The organism is uncultured Aliiroseovarius sp. (assembly GCF_947497285.1).
GTDB lineage: Bacteria > Pseudomonadota > Alphaproteobacteria > Rhodobacterales > Rhodobacteraceae > Aliiroseovarius.
Genome location: NZ_CANMFT010000007.1, coordinates 24,279 through 37,626, shown reverse-complemented (window position 1 = coordinate 37,626; position 13,348 = coordinate 24,279). Strand labels below are relative to the sequence as shown.

The 13,348-nt window shown below is 56.2% G+C and carries 18 protein-coding genes; 14 read left to right on the top strand and 4 right to left on the bottom strand.

The genetic code is table 11. The annotated features are described in order from the left end of the window. On the top strand, positions 1-1,530 hold the full coding sequence (gene ubiB, locus Q0864_RS12715) for a 2-polyprenylphenol 6-hydroxylase (protein WP_298570517.1): 1,530 nt from the start codon (positions 1-3) through the stop codon (positions 1,528-1,530). Here the strand turns inward: ubiB and Q0864_RS12710 are convergent. From Q0864_RS12710 to Q0864_RS12700, 3 genes are all read right to left on the bottom strand, one after another. Beyond that, on the bottom strand, positions 1,516-2,397 hold the full coding sequence (locus Q0864_RS12710) for a phosphotransferase (RefSeq protein ID WP_298570516.1): 882 nt from the start codon (positions 2,395-2,397) through the stop codon (positions 1,516-1,518). The two genes, ubiB and Q0864_RS12710, sit on opposite strands and share 15 nt — an antisense overlap. Positions 2,398-2,460: 63 nt before the next feature. After that, positions 2,461-3,132, bottom strand: a complete 672-nt coding sequence (locus tag Q0864_RS12705) for a flagellar hook capping FlgD N-terminal domain-containing protein (RefSeq protein ID WP_298570515.1) — start codon at positions 3,130-3,132, stop codon at positions 2,461-2,463. A gap of 11 nt (positions 3,133-3,143) precedes the next feature. After that, positions 3,144-4,682 (bottom strand): flagellar hook-length control protein FliK, encoded by a 1,539-nt coding sequence (locus tag Q0864_RS12700; protein ID WP_298570513.1) that lies wholly within the window; start codon positions 4,680-4,682, stop codon positions 3,144-3,146. Positions 4,683-4,797: 115 nt separating this feature from the next. Between Q0864_RS12700 and Q0864_RS12695 the strand changes: the two genes are divergently transcribed. The 6 genes from Q0864_RS12695 to Q0864_RS12670 all read left to right on the top strand — a co-directional run bounded on the left by Q0864_RS12695 (position 4,798) and on the right by Q0864_RS12670 (position 8,588). Beyond that, complete coding sequence (locus Q0864_RS12695) at positions 4,798-5,100, top strand: rod-binding protein (protein WP_298570512.1); 303 nt, start codon at positions 4,798-4,800, stop codon at positions 5,098-5,100. Then, entirely contained in the window at positions 5,087-5,437 is a 351-nt protein-coding gene (locus Q0864_RS12690; protein ID WP_298570511.1) for a flagellar biosynthesis protein FlgN, read from the top strand. Before Q0864_RS12695 ends, Q0864_RS12690 begins: the two co-directional genes overlap by 14 nt. Before the next feature lie 208 nt (positions 5,438-5,645). Continuing rightward, positions 5,646-6,938, top strand: coding sequence for a flagellin (locus tag Q0864_RS12685; RefSeq protein ID WP_298570510.1), 1,293 nt, complete (start codon positions 5,646-5,648; stop codon positions 6,936-6,938). Between the two features lie 77 nt (positions 6,939-7,015). Then, positions 7,016-7,396 carry a flagellar biosynthesis regulator FlaF gene (gene flaF / locus Q0864_RS12680; RefSeq protein WP_298570509.1) on the top strand — a complete coding sequence of 127 codons (381 nt, stop codon included), beginning with the start codon at positions 7,016-7,018 and terminating at the stop codon, positions 7,394-7,396. Next, positions 7,393-7,797 (top strand): flagellar biosynthesis repressor FlbT, encoded by a 405-nt coding sequence (gene flbT, locus Q0864_RS12675; RefSeq protein WP_298570508.1) that lies wholly within the window; start codon positions 7,393-7,395, stop codon positions 7,795-7,797. Before flaF ends, flbT begins: the two co-directional genes overlap by 4 nt. Then, the gene (locus Q0864_RS12670; protein WP_298570507.1) at positions 7,794-8,588 is read left to right on the top strand and encodes a DUF1217 domain-containing protein; all 795 of its coding nucleotides are present in this window, start codon (positions 7,794-7,796) and stop codon (positions 8,586-8,588) included. Before flbT ends, Q0864_RS12670 begins: the two co-directional genes overlap by 4 nt. 21 nt (positions 8,589-8,609) lie before the next feature. Here the strand turns inward: Q0864_RS12670 and Q0864_RS12665 are convergent, their stop codons facing one another. Continuing rightward, on the bottom strand, positions 8,610-9,926 hold the full coding sequence (locus Q0864_RS12665; RefSeq protein ID WP_298570505.1) for a FliI/YscN family ATPase: 1,317 nt from the start codon (positions 9,924-9,926) through the stop codon (positions 8,610-8,612). Between the two features lie 84 nt (positions 9,927-10,010). Between Q0864_RS12665 and Q0864_RS12660 the strand changes: the two genes are divergently transcribed. The 7 genes from Q0864_RS12660 to flgA are packed head-to-tail and all read left to right on the top strand — an operon-like array spanning position 10,011 to position 13,339. Next, the gene (locus Q0864_RS12660) at positions 10,011-10,403 is read left to right on the top strand and encodes a FlgB family protein (protein WP_298570504.1); all 393 of its coding nucleotides are present in this window, start codon (positions 10,011-10,013) and stop codon (positions 10,401-10,403) included. A gap of 11 nt (positions 10,404-10,414) precedes the next feature. After that, positions 10,415-10,807, top strand: a complete 393-nt coding sequence (gene flgC / locus Q0864_RS12655) for a flagellar basal body rod protein FlgC (RefSeq protein WP_298570503.1) — start codon at positions 10,415-10,417, stop codon at positions 10,805-10,807. Between the two features lie 11 nt (positions 10,808-10,818). Further along, on the top strand, positions 10,819-11,109 hold the full coding sequence (gene fliE, locus Q0864_RS12650) for a flagellar hook-basal body complex protein FliE (protein WP_298570502.1): 291 nt from the start codon (positions 10,819-10,821) through the stop codon (positions 11,107-11,109). Beyond that, positions 11,109-11,378 carry a flagellar biosynthetic protein FliQ gene (locus Q0864_RS12645; RefSeq protein ID WP_298570501.1) on the top strand — a complete coding sequence of 90 codons (270 nt, stop codon included), beginning with the start codon at positions 11,109-11,111 and terminating at the stop codon, positions 11,376-11,378. Before fliE ends, Q0864_RS12645 begins: the two co-directional genes overlap by 1 nt. 3 nt (positions 11,379-11,381) lie before the next feature. Beyond that, a complete protein-coding gene (locus tag Q0864_RS12640; protein WP_298570500.1) occupies positions 11,382-12,101 on the top strand; it encodes a flagellar hook-basal body complex protein in 720 nt (239 codons plus the stop codon). A 12-nt stretch (positions 12,102-12,113) separates the two neighbouring features. Further along, entirely contained in the window at positions 12,114-12,899 is a 786-nt protein-coding gene (gene flgG, locus Q0864_RS12635) for a flagellar basal-body rod protein FlgG (protein ID WP_298570499.1), read from the top strand. Further along, positions 12,899-13,339 (top strand): flagellar basal body P-ring formation chaperone FlgA, encoded by a 441-nt coding sequence (gene flgA / locus Q0864_RS12630; protein WP_298570497.1) that lies wholly within the window; start codon positions 12,899-12,901, stop codon positions 13,337-13,339. Before flgG ends, flgA begins: the two co-directional genes overlap by 1 nt. Positions 13,340-13,348: the final 9 nt, after the last annotated feature.

The following is a 13,348-nucleotide window of genomic DNA, read 5'->3' as shown; positions in this document are numbered from 1 at the left end:
ATGCGCGGACCCCACAACATCTGGCGGCTGATCCGCACCGGTGCGACCTTTCAACGGACGGGCGCAATGGGCGTTGTGCTGGACGCGATGAATGCGCCTCCGGTTATCCGACTTGCGGCCCGCGTCATTGGCTTTCCGTTCGCATGGCTGGGCAAGAAGGGCGACACGTCCCTGCCGCCCCTGACCCGCGCGATCACGGCGCTGGGCCCGGCGTATATTAAGTTCGGTCAAATCCTTTCAACCCGACCTGATGTTGTCGGCGCTGAACTGTCTGACCAATTGCAGTATCTGCAGGACAAGCTGCCGCCGTTCCCGTCCTCTGTTGCCCGGCGGATGATCGAGAAAGAACTTGGCGTGAAAGTGGACGACGTGTTTTCGGAGTTTTCCGAACCTGTCGCCGCCGCCTCCATTGCGCAGGTGCACCGTGCGCGGGTCGCCGCGACTGGCGAAGATGTCGCGGTCAAAGTGCTGCGCCCGCATATCGAACGCGCGTTTCGCACCGATATCGACGCGTTCCATTTTTCGGCCAGCTTCATCGAATGGCTGCTGCCCTCCACACGCCGCCTGCGCCCCACCGATGTGGTCGAACATTTCGAAGGCGTGGTGATGGGCGAGCTTGATTTGCGTCTGGAAAGCGCCTCGGCCAGCGAGTTTGCAGAGAATACGGCGCAGGACGCGGGCTTCGTGGTGCCCAAGGTGAACTGGGGCCTGTCTGGCCGAACCGTGATGACATTGGGCTGGGGCGAAGGCATTCCGGCAAACGATCTTCCCGCCATTCGCGCCTCGGGGTTGGACATGGACGCGCTGGGCGAACGGGTGTTGCAACTGTTCTTGTCGCATGCGCTGCGCGATGGGCTGTTTCATGGCGACATGCATCAGGGCAACCTGAAATTCGCCGCAAATGGCGATATCATCGCCATCGACTTCGGCATCATGGGGCGGATCGACGAATACACCCGTCGCGTCTATGCCGAGATCTTGTTTGGTTTCATCACCCGCGACTATCGACGCGTGGCCGAGGTGCATTTTGAAGCGGGCTATGTCCCGGCAGACCAAAATGTTGAGGAATTCGCCCGCGCCCTGCGCGCCGTCGGCGAGCCGATTTTCGGCATGGATGCCACGCAGATTTCGATGGGGCGTCTATTGTCATATCTGTTCGAAGTGACCGAGAAATTCGGAATGGAAACTCGCACCGAGTTGATTTTGCTCCAAAGAACCATGGTAGTTGTCGAAGGCGTTGCCAGATCCCTGAACCCACATATCAACATCTGGCAAGTCGCCAAGCCCGTGGTGGAAAGCTACATCTCTAACTCGATCGGTCCCAAAGCATTGATCCGCGATCTGGTGCGAACCTTGCGCGTTCTGGCACGCTTCGGTCCGCGCCTTCCCGAATTGGCCGAGGCAGCGTTGATCCAACAATCGACACCTGAACCTGCGCCAGATCGTGCCCGCCCCTTGCGCGCGATGAGCTATGTGACTTTAGGCGGCGGTCTTGCCCTTGCGGCGGTCTGGGTATCAACGCTGCTCTAACCGGTCCAACGCCGCCAGTTCCAGCCCGATCCCCTGCGCGTAAGCGTCGTCGCCATGCGCCACCTTCCATTGACAATACGCCGCCATGCGCCAGTGAAAAAGGGGCGCAAGGGCACGGTATCTATCGACTGTCAAACAGTCGTGACTGGCGTCGGCATATGTGGCCAGGAAAGTACTGACTTCCTCGGCGCTTAGTGGGCGGCGACCATAGGCCACCTGCATTGCGGGCGACAAAAACACCGCTAGGTCAAGGCTTGGATCACCGATCGCCGGGCATTGCCAATCGATCAACCGAACACCTTTTGGCGTGACAAGAATGTTTCCCGGGACGATGTCGCCGTGCAAAAAAGCTTGGCGTGGGGCAGGCAAATCCGGTGCGGACGGTGGGGCTGGCAAGCCTGACTCAGTCTCCTTCAACATGCGTTGTGCGGTGGCAATCAAGGACTTAGGCGCCGAGCTAAGCGACGGAAGCGCAGCGGGTGGCTGCAACTGATGCAGTTGCGCCATGAGCACTGCTATTTCTTTCAAATCGCCCTGCCAAGTGTTGCCCTCGATGTGTCGGTAGACAAGGCTTTCGCCAATCGCACTTGTCCGAAACGCCACGAATCGCGGCGCGATCGAAACGCCCTCCAGGGTTTGCAACGCTAAGGCCTCGCGGTTTCCATCATTGGCAAACAAGGGTGTCGCGCTGCTTGGGTCATAGAGCTTGCACACAAGGCTCGGCCCGTCAGCAAGGTCTACACGCCAAATGGGGTTCGATCGCCCCCCATCCATGGCGGTCCAGACAGCATCATCCGCAATGACCTTGGCGGCGGACCACATGCGTCTAAGATGTTCCTGTTCGCTCTGAACATTCCGAATTGCCATCTGGCGCACCTCTGAAACCAAACTGGTTCATATCAGAGGCACCTGCCGCGGCAAGCGTCTTCACTACGACTCGCGGATGGCCGAAATACTATCGGCCGAGATTTTTGCACCGCTTTCGGTGATCAGCCACAGCGTCCCACCTTCATTTTGCGTTTCGGTGATGCGGCTGTAGGCTTCGACCGGATCTGACGACAGCACCTGTTCATTCCCGAAGCTGATCAGCTCGAACGAGTAGGTGCCAGATGGCAGAGGATTCCCTGTGTCGTCGACACCTGCCCATTCGATCGGGTCCGATGACACCGGAATGATGGCGTTGTCGACGATATCCCCGACGTCATTGCGAACCACAAGCCGCGTCTCATCCGCGCCGACCGCAGGGTTTGGCACAATCGTAACCGGGCTTTGGTCAAAATAGACAGGCGCTGCCACGCGCGCCTCCATTCCGACCCAGCCAGCGATATCAGACATACCCATAAGGCCAAGCTTTGCACCCAACCCCTCAAGAATATCATTGGTTCGCACCTGCTGCTCGACACCAGAAAAGGTCGCCAGTTGCACAGCATAATCCGTCGATTCAACCGGATTGAGCGGGTCTTGGTTTTCCATTTGTGCCGTAAGCATCTTCAAAAAGGTTTCAAAATCAGACGAGATGACGGCTGCTTCGCCATCCTGTGCTTGAGTGTATTGTGCAGGTGTTGCCGTCAGTGCGGCTGGCATTGGCTGTCCGATCTCCATGACCGTTCCTTTCAAATTCTGATATCGATCCCAGCGCCGTCACTTAGGGTGACGCGAATTGGGTTCATAGCCGCCCTTTCGGCCGTTGAGTTGAATTGCGGCTGCTCAGGGGCAGCATGTTTTTGTTTCTTTTCCTCGCCTGTGTCGTTGCCGCCTTGATCGTGAAACGCGAAATTCACGCTTTCATATCCAAGGTCGCGCATTTCCTGTCCGAGCATGTCGATATGGCGCCGCATCAGATCCAACGTTTCCGGTCGTTCGAACTGCAAAACAACGTTCATGGTAGTCGCCTCAGTGTGAAAGGTCACCCGAAGGCGCCCCAGCTCTTCCGGGTTAAGCACCAACTCCGTCGGCTTGTCAGGCGTCAAACGCGCAATATCTGCAACCTGAAGCGCAATCTGTCGGGGGTATTCGTTGGGTCGTAGCCCGGCAATCGGTGCTTTCAAATCCGCCCCACCTTGCACATTCTTCAGTTCCAGCGGTGAAACTTCGACTTCGCTAAGGGGCACCTCATCCGTGGTAATCGTATCTGTTACGAACAGATCTCCCTGAGGTCGATCTTGGTTTGGGATGGGGACAAGCGTCGATCCTGCGCTCGCTTTTGTAACCTCGGCATTGCTTGTCGTGCTGCGCCGCTCAGTTGGCGATTTACGCTCGTGGGTCGGCGCGTCGGCCTGGGTGATCTCTAATGGCGCGGCCGCGCCTGGCGACAACGGCGTTGGCTGTGGGGCGGAGGATACGAACTGTCCGCCGTCCACCAGCCCGGCGCCTGCTTGCGTTGCTGTGGCGTTGGTGGATGCCTTGTTGTTGTCTGCGGCCACCACTGAAGCTTTCGACGCTTGCCAGGTGTTTAGTGCAATCCCATCGGTCTCGATCGTTGGATCAGCGACCGGTGTCGGGTCTAAACCGCGACCCGTTTCTTTGACAGTTTCTGCTTCGACTGAAGGCTCTGCCAAAGCAGCTGCCGCTGGCAGTTGGACCTTCCCGGCGGCCATGATTTGTGCAGCAATTGGCCCAACGACCTGGCGCCGCTCTGGCTCTATTCGACGAACCTCATTGCCTTGATGGGGCGGAACAGTTTCGCCCGGTTCGAATTGCGCCTTCGGCAAAGCAGTCCGGTCCGTGGTTTCTGCGGAGGGCAGAATTGCCATTGCGTCCGGCAAAGTCTTCGTTTCGAGGGCACGATCAAGCGTAACTATAGCATCCACCGCTTCACCACTTGCGGCACTTTCCAGCGGTGACTTCGCTTCAGATTTTGCAGCTACTTGCGCAGATGCAGGCTCCAGCTTGATGGCTGAGGTCAACACATTCGGCAAGAAAACCTTGGGACTGACAGATAGGTCGGGTTGCAGCGCGGCCTGCTGCACTGGAAAAGGCAGAGAATCACCCTCCATCTCCGCGCTCAAATCCGTGCCAGCAACTGTCACATCAATCAGCAACGCCTCGAAATCAGGCACTTCGCCCTGCGGTGCGGTGGCGTCTGCACCGGCGGTTCCCGCACCAGCTGGCTCACTAAAACCGCCACCAAGTAGCGCCTGTATTATCTGCATATCAACATCCGGGTCTTCTGCCTCCGATGGATGAACCATCGCAGACGCGAGTTACCAGTTCTTTACCGCTTGATGAGATAACAAAAAAAATTGTCATCAAATACGAGGGGCGATCATGGAGCCGATTTCTACAGGAATGACATTTGGCAAAGCGCCAGCAGCAACCCTAAATGCGTCGAAAGAGGACGCGCAGTTGATGGAGGTCGCGCGCGATCTGGAAGCCAGCTTCCTTTCAGAAATGCTCAAGACCGCAGGGCTTGGAAAACCGCGCGAAAGCTTTGGTGGAGGTGCGGGCGAAGATCAGTTTTCGTCGTTCCTGAGGCAAGCGCAGGCTCAGGAAATGGTCAAAGCGGGCGGGATTGGCCTGGCACAGACTCTGTTTGAAGCATTGAAGGAGCACAGCGTTGACGCTTTTTAACCAACCCGCAGCCAGAGCATTGGAGACTTTGCTGGACCGCGAGCGCGCTTTAATCATCAGCGGCGACATTCAAAAACTCGCCCGCCTGTTGCCTGAAAAGGAACGACTGCTCGAACGCGTTAAAACCATGGGTGATAGCGCAGGTAGGTTGGAGCATATCCAGGGAAAGGCCGATCGCAACCAGTCCCTGCTTGATGCCGTTGCCTGCGGAATCAAGTCGGTTCAGAGCCGGCTGGAAGCCATGCGCGAGGGGCAAAAAGTGCTGCGCACATACACTCAAAAAGGGGAAAGCCAGTCCATTTCTCGCAAGACGACAAAGTTTGAGCGTCGGGCCTGACGGTCTAGATTTACTTCAAATTGCGGACATTGCGGATGGCGCGATTCAGTTTTCCTTCAGATTTTCGCGCCAAATTTCAAGGGCATCCAAAGCGGGTGGCGCGTGTCAACGATATGACGTCGCAGAAGACAGAATGGCTTTTAACCCTGCCCGGACAGGCAGATACGAAATCCAGGTGCAAAGCACCTAAGACCGAAGGAACTATTCCATGTCCAGCATTCTGACGAACAACAGCGCAATGGTAGCGCTTCAAACCCTGAAATCTATCAATTCCAATCTTGCCAGCACGCAGGCCGAAATCTCGACCGGTAAGGCTGTCGGATCGGCAAAAGACAACGCCGCTGTGTGGGCGATTTCCAAGGTGATGGAAGCTGATGTAAAGGGCTTCAAAGGTATCTCTGAAAGCCTCTCGCTTGGTGAAAGCACGGTCGCCGTCGCGCGGCAAGCCTCGGAAACAGTCACTGATCTTCTGACCGAGATCAAAGGCAAGATCGTTGCAGCGCAGGAAGACAATGTAGATCGGGCAAAAATCCAGACAGACATCGTTGCTCTGCGGGACCAGATCAGCTCTGTTGTCGGCGCTGCTCAGTTCAATGGCCTAAACCTTGTTGACGGCACTCAATCCGGCACAAACGCCAATGGCGCGGCTGGAATTGATGTCTTGTCGTCGCTTGATCGCAAGTCTGATGGCACAGTCGTCACCAGCTCAATCGGGGTCGATGCGCAGAACCTGTCTTTGACCGCCGGCACCACACTGGCCGCTGCAGCCGCATCGGTCGGCACTGACACCGGCACGGCTGGTGTGATCGACGCCAATGATGGCGGGACAAACGATTCGATTACTTTGGATACGTTTGCCTTCCTTGATGCTTCGGGTGGCGCCACGGCAACCGCCGCTGTCATGCCCGATGCGGCAGGTGTGGATACGGCGGTGAATACCGGTCTGGTCGTTGGCGACGCACTTGCGCTGACTATCGGTTCAGTTCAAGGCAACTATGTCGTGAAAGAAGGCGATACTGCTGAATCCGTCGTCGCAGGCATGAAGAACGCGATGATCTCCGCCGGTCTTGATGGCAACAGCTTCAGCATGGATATCGACACCAATGCCGGTCAGCTTGTTGTCACCAACGAAACCAACGGTGACGCAGCATTCTCGTTCAGCGCCTCACGTGGGTCGGGTGGCCTTGCGGGCCTTACGACCATGGATGTTTCGACTTCGTCAGGGGCTGATGCCGCATTGGGCGCAGTGGAAAACATGATCCAGACTTCGATTGATGCATCCGCCTCGTTCGGTTCGGTCGAAGGTCGTATCGAAATTCAGTCGAATTTCGTCGGCAAACTTTCGGACTCGTTGAAATCTGGTATTGGCGCTCTGGTTGACGCCGATATGGAAGCTGCTTCTGCAAAGCTGCAAGCACTTCAGGTTCAGCAACAGCTTGGAACACAAGCACTTTCGATTGCCAACCAGGCTCCGCAGAACATCCTTTCGTTGTTCCGCTAAGCCATTGACCGGGGCGCCAAAAGGCGCCCCGTCTAGCATCATACCTTGAGCGAATTCGTCACCGGAAGGAAAACCCCGTGAACGCAGTAACCCTGGCCAAAACGGCCTACGCTTCGTCGTCCAGAGCACCGCTACAAACATCTAGAGGCACCGAATACGAGGCTTTCGCGAAAATCACGCACCAACTCCAATCAGCATTGAAGAAAGGACGTTCAGGTTTCGCGCAACTCGCCAGCGCCCTGCATGAGAACAGGAGGTTGTGGACCTTGCTGGCGATTGACGTCGCAGAAGACGAAAACGGCCTTCCAAATGACCTACGTGCAAGGGTCTTTTATCTGTCCGAATTTACAGCTGACCACAGCCGCAAGGTTCTGTCCGACGGCGCAGATGCGTCGGTTCTTGTCGAAATCAACGCCGCAATCATGCGTGGTTTGCGCCAAAAGGGGGATGCAGCATGACAGGACTTGTTCTCAAGCTCAGCCCAAAAGAACGTGTTTTGATCAATGGTGCGGTCATTGAAAATGGGGATCGCAGGTCGCGGCTTTCAATTGTCACACCAAACGCCAATATTCTAAGGCTGCGCGACGCGATTCACCCAGAAGAGGCAAATACCCCAGTAAAAAGGGTATGCTACATCGCCCAACTTGTCCTGTCAGGCGATGTCGAGAAGGATGAAGCGCGTTTACAATTGCTCCGCGGTATCGAGCAGTTAAGCCAAGTTCTGACGGATGAAGACAGTCGAGATCTTCTCGGAAAGGCGACAGCAGCGGTCGCGGCAAGCGACTATTATTATGCGATGAAGCAGTTGCGCGCACTGATGCCACGCGAAAATCGCCTTCTTGCGGCTCAATACTCATGACGTTCCAGCCGGTCATACCATACGGCGGTGCGGCCGGTTGGGCATTCCTGCAGCGAACGCAAGAAAATCAAAAGCAGGCGTTTGAAAGCTCTGCAGAGATTCAACGCGATGTCCAATACTTCAAAGAGAAGATCGGAAAAGTCGAGACCAGCGATGATCTGGTCAGTGACCGCAGACTGCTTTCAGTGGCGCTTGGCGCCTATGGATTAGATGACGATATCAACAACAAATACTTCATCAAAAAAATTCTCGACGACGGAACGTTGGACACAGATGATTTGGCCAACAAGCTTTCGGATAAGCGCTATTTGCAGTTCGCAAAAGATTTTGGTTTTGGCGACTATTCGATCCCAAGGACGCAAATATCTGACTTTGGCGATAATACCGTCGCAGCCTATAAAGAGCGGCAGTTTGAAATCGCTGTCGGCGCACAGAATCAAGATATGCGGTTGGCGATGAGCTTGGAGCGCGAGCTGTCTGAGATCACGCAAAAGAACGCCTCAGACGATACAAAATGGTTCACCATCATGGGCAATCCACCTTTGCGAAAGATATTTGAGACCGCATTTGGCCTGCCGAGCGCGTTTGGAACTCTCGATCTGGATCAGCAGCTTGAAACCTTTCGCGACAAATCCACACAGTATTTTGGCGCAGCAAACGTGAGCCAGTTTGCAGAGCCCGAGAAGCTGGACGAATTGAACAGGCTATTTCTTGTTCGGTCCCAAATTGCCGCTGGCAATGCCGCGATGTCCGGTGGCGCCATCGCTTTGACGCTTCTTCAAAACTTCTAGAGGCAGCTCACCCTAAGCTACTTACGCTGTGACACAATTCGCCAGGCGTCCGAAGCTTGCGACACTCGTATCGACTTCGGGCTCTGTCAAGAAAGCGTCCAGTTTCGGCCAAGCCGCAATTGCTTCATCAAGGGCTTGATCGTTCCCGGCAGTGTAAAGACCCGCCTGGATCATCATCTCCGACCGATCGTAAAGTCCAAGCAACCTGCGCCCCTTCGAGATGAGCGCGTTTTCTTCATCCGTCGCCGCATCTGGCAACGCCCTGGACACGGACCGCAACAAATCGATGGCCGGAAAACGACCCCGCTCGGCGATCTTGCGATCCAGAACCACGTGCCCATCCAGCACACCACGCAGGATATCCGCGACAGGTTCCTCCATATCCGACCCAGCAACCAGAACAGAGAAAACTGCTGTAATATCGCCACCCGCTCCGGCACCCGGACCTGCTCGCTCACACAGGGTCGTAATCTGCTGCGCGGTTGAGGGTGGAAATCCACGCAAATTTCCACCTTCGCCCGAGGCCAGGGCGATTTCCCGGTGCGCCTCGGCGAATCTGGTAACGCTGTCAGCAAGAAACAAAACGTGGTTGCCCTGATCCCGAAAATGCTCGGCCACCGTCATCGCGGCCCACCCGCAGCGTCTGCGCACCATCGGGGATTGGTCCGACGTCGCCGCTACGACCACAGCGCGTTTCATTCCTTCAGCGCCAAGCACACGCTCGACAAACTCGCGAACTTCGCGCCCCCGTTCACCGATCAACGCGATCACAACGACATCGGCATGAACACCGCGCGCCAGATTCGCAAGCAAGGTGGATTTTCCGACTCCAGAGCCTGCAAACAGTCCAATACGCTGGCCTTTGACGATTGGCAGAAAGGTGTTGAACGCTGCAAGCCCTGTTTCCAACCGTCCACCAAGCGGTCGTCGATTGGTCGGGTTGCTGACCTTTCCCCTTAGAGATCGACCCTTTTGCCCGCGCATGATTGGTCGGCCGTCCAAGGCTTGCCCCATCGGGTCAATAACCCGTCCAATCCAACTGTCGTCCGGGGCGATTTCGGCATGCCCGTGCAAGACCACTTCGCCACCGATCTGAAGGCCTTCGATATCGCCGTCCGGCAGAACGGTTATCATATCCTGACTCAGGTTCAGGACTTCGCCCATGCGCAGGCGACCCGATTTGGACTTGAATTCGACCAGATCAGACTGCGCGGCCACCTTTGACAGACCGGAAACCTGCAATGTGCCGCTTCCAATCGCTGCCACCCGGCCAATATCGACGACCGCACGCACTGAGGAAATTTCGGCGCAGAGTTGTTCGAATCCTATTTGGGTCATGTCGGCCTCCGTTTGAGCGTTGAAACTGTTTATAAAGGAATCAGGGTTAAGCCTTGGTTGAAGCCAATCGAGGGAGAAGCCCCGATGATCGAAAAAATGGATATCTTTGCCAAGGCAAGCGGACTGGCCAAACATGCCGCCGCACGCCAATCGGTAATCGCGCAGAACGTTGCGAACGCAGACACGCCTGGATACAGAGCGCGTGACATCGCGTCGTTTGCGGACGCGTTTCAACCCAATGACAGCGCCGGAATGCGTGCGACGCGTGCGAGCCACAGATCGACAGCCGATGCCACCCAGACTTCAGCCACTCCACACGCGGTCTATCGCGAAGGGGCGCTTTCGCCCAATGGCAACTCGGTCGCGCTAGAGACCGAGATGATGGCCGCAGCAGAAGCGAAGCGCGACCATGATCTGGCGCTTGCGGTCTATCAAACCTCACTTGGCATCATGCGCAGCGCGCTGGGCCGCAGGTAGGGGGATAGACAATGAACGACCTTCGAAATTCAGTTGCCGCAGCGGCCTCGGGTATGAAAAGCCAGGCAGCTCGCTTGCGACATGTCTCTGAAAATATCGCGAACGCCGACACTCCGGGGTATCGTCGCAAGATCGCGACCTTCCAGGCTGCCTTGGAAAGCGGTCAGGCCACGGGCCGTGTTGAAGTTGGAAAAGTGACGCTGGACCGAACCGCATTGCCTTCGATCTATGATCCGTCGCACCCGATGGCCGACCAGACCGGGCACTATGAAGGCTCGAACGTCGATCTGGTCATTGAGATCGCGGACGCCCGCGAAGCCCAGCGCAGCTACGAAGCAAACCTGAAAATGTTCGACCAGTCGCGGCAAATGTCGCGCGGACTGCTTGAACTTCTGCGCCGATAGGAGCGTTCGACATGGATATCAAATCAGCCCTCGCCTCGCAGCAATACGCAGCATCGAAATTGGCGACCAAACCAACAGCGCAAAATGAACAAAGCACGAACGCATTTACCAAGGTCGCGCAGGATTTCTCGCAAACAATTCAGCAGGGGGAAAAGACGGCAATGGCAGCGATGTCAGGTGGCGCGGACCCTCACGCCTTGGTGCAAGCCCTGGCACAAACTGAACTTGCCGTCGAAACCGCTGTGACCGTGCGCGACAAAGTCGTGGAAGCCTATCAGGAAATTCTGAGGATGCCGGTCTGATGATGGATGACGTCATCTTCTATGACACATTGCGGGCAGGTCTTTGGAACGCTGTTCTGATCTCAACGCCGATATTGGCCGTTGCGCTTGTCTCGGGGTTGCTGGTCGGTCTTTTTCAGGCACTGACATCTATTCAGGAAATGACCCTGACCTTCGTTCCAAAACTGGTCGCAATTCTTGTCGTGTTCTGGGGCAGCATGGGGTTCATGACGGAAACCCTGGTCAGCTTTTTTCACACACGCGTCATTCCGTTGATTGCAGGAGGATAGGTCTTGGACAATATCGGTTACACCTCTTTGACCCGCCAATCTGGTTTGATGCGCGAAATGCAAAGCATCGCCAACAATATCGCCAACGCCTCGACCACTGGTTTTCGACGCGAAGGTGTCATCTTTTCGGAGTTTGTTCACGCGCTTGAAAAGGACGACCCTTCGCTTTCGATGGCCACAGCGAACACGCGCGCTTTGAACCTTCAACAAGGTGCGCTGACTCAAACCGGCGGTGCATTCGACTTCGCCATCGAAGGCGTGGGCTTTTTCATGGTCGAAGGTCCGAACGGTCAATTCCTGACCCGCGCAGGTTCCTTCACCCCCTCATCAGAAGGTGAGCTGGTTGCCCCTGATGGCTATCGCCTTCTGGACGGTGGCGGATCTCCAGTGTTCGTGCCACCCGACGCTCAGTCGGTGTCCTTGGCCGCAGATGGAACCCTTTCAGCCGACGGTCGCGCGCTTGCCTTGATTGGCCTCTTCAGCCCGACAGACCAAAACGATCTGCGTCACGTGGCCGGATCTCGGTTCGAAGCACCTAACGGGGTGGAACCTGCACTGGCCGATGCGGTCGTTCTGCAAGGTTTCATCGAAGGCTCGAATGTTGATCCCATCACCGAAGTTGCGCGGATGATCGAGGTGCAGCGCAGCTATGAACTGGGTCAGCAATTTCTTGAAAAAGAGGACGAGCGCATTCGCGCGGTTCTGAAAACAGTCATTGGATAAAGGAGGCCCGACATGCGTGCATTGAACATTGCAGCTACAGGTATGATGGCCCAGCAAATGCGGGTTGAGACGATTTCGAACAACCTCGCGAACATGTCGACGACAGGCTACAACGCCCGCCGCGCAGAGTTCGCCGACCTGCACTATCAGCAAATGGCACGTGCGGGCACGATCAATGCCTCGGACGGAACGGTGCTGCCAACCGGTATTCAGCTGGGTCTTGGCGTGCGTCCGACCTCGGTGTCCATGCTGGTTCAACAAGGGACCCTTTCACAGACAAACGGCAACTTGGATGTCGCCATTGAAGGCAAGGGCTATCTGGAAGTTACCCTTCCTTCAGGTGGCTCGGCTTATACGCGTGACGGCGGGTTAAAACTGTCTGGCGACGGACTTATCGTGACCTCTGACGGATATGCTGTCGCACCAGAAATCACAGTGCCCAACGATGCGCGTTCAATCTCGATCAATGCAGATGGAGAGATCTATGCCTATTTCGACAACGCAGTCGAACCAGAGCTTCTGGGGGCATTTACGTTGGCCGGATTCACCAACGACAAGGGCCTTGAAGCCATCGGGTCAAACCTGTTTCGCGAAACGCCAGCCTCCGGCCCAGCTTTTGTCGGTGCGCCAGGCGAGGATGGGCGCGGAACATTGCGACAGGGATACTTGGAAAACAGCTCGGTCGATGCCGTGCGAGAGATCACCGAACTGATCGAGGCACAAAGGGGTTACGAACTTAACTCCAAAGTGATCACCGCAGCCGACCAAATGCTCGCCGCAACCACGCAGGTGCGCTGATGAGGGTCTTATTGTCCATTTTCCTGCTGGCGTTTGGCTCCAGTTTTGCGGTGGCGGACACGGTCGTTGCAGCTCGAAATATACGCCACAATACCGTTATCGCACCGTCAGACCTCAAGCTGGTTGCCACCGATATGGCGGGTGGGTTCACATCCATCGAAGACGTGGTCGGACAGGAAGCGCGGGTCGTTTTGTATGCAGGTCGACCCGTTCTTGCAAATGACATTGGCCCCCCTGCGCTGGTCGAACGCAATCAGATCGTGTCGCTGATCTATGCCACAGGTCCGCTGATGATCTTGGCGGAAGGCCGAAGTCTGGCCCGTGCCGGAGTCGGGGATCGCATACGTGTCATGAACCTGATGTCCCGCACGACCGTCACTGGTTCCGTCGCAGCCGATGGATCAGTTCTTGTTTCTCAACCTCACTTTCAGAACCGTTAGGGAGTTCAC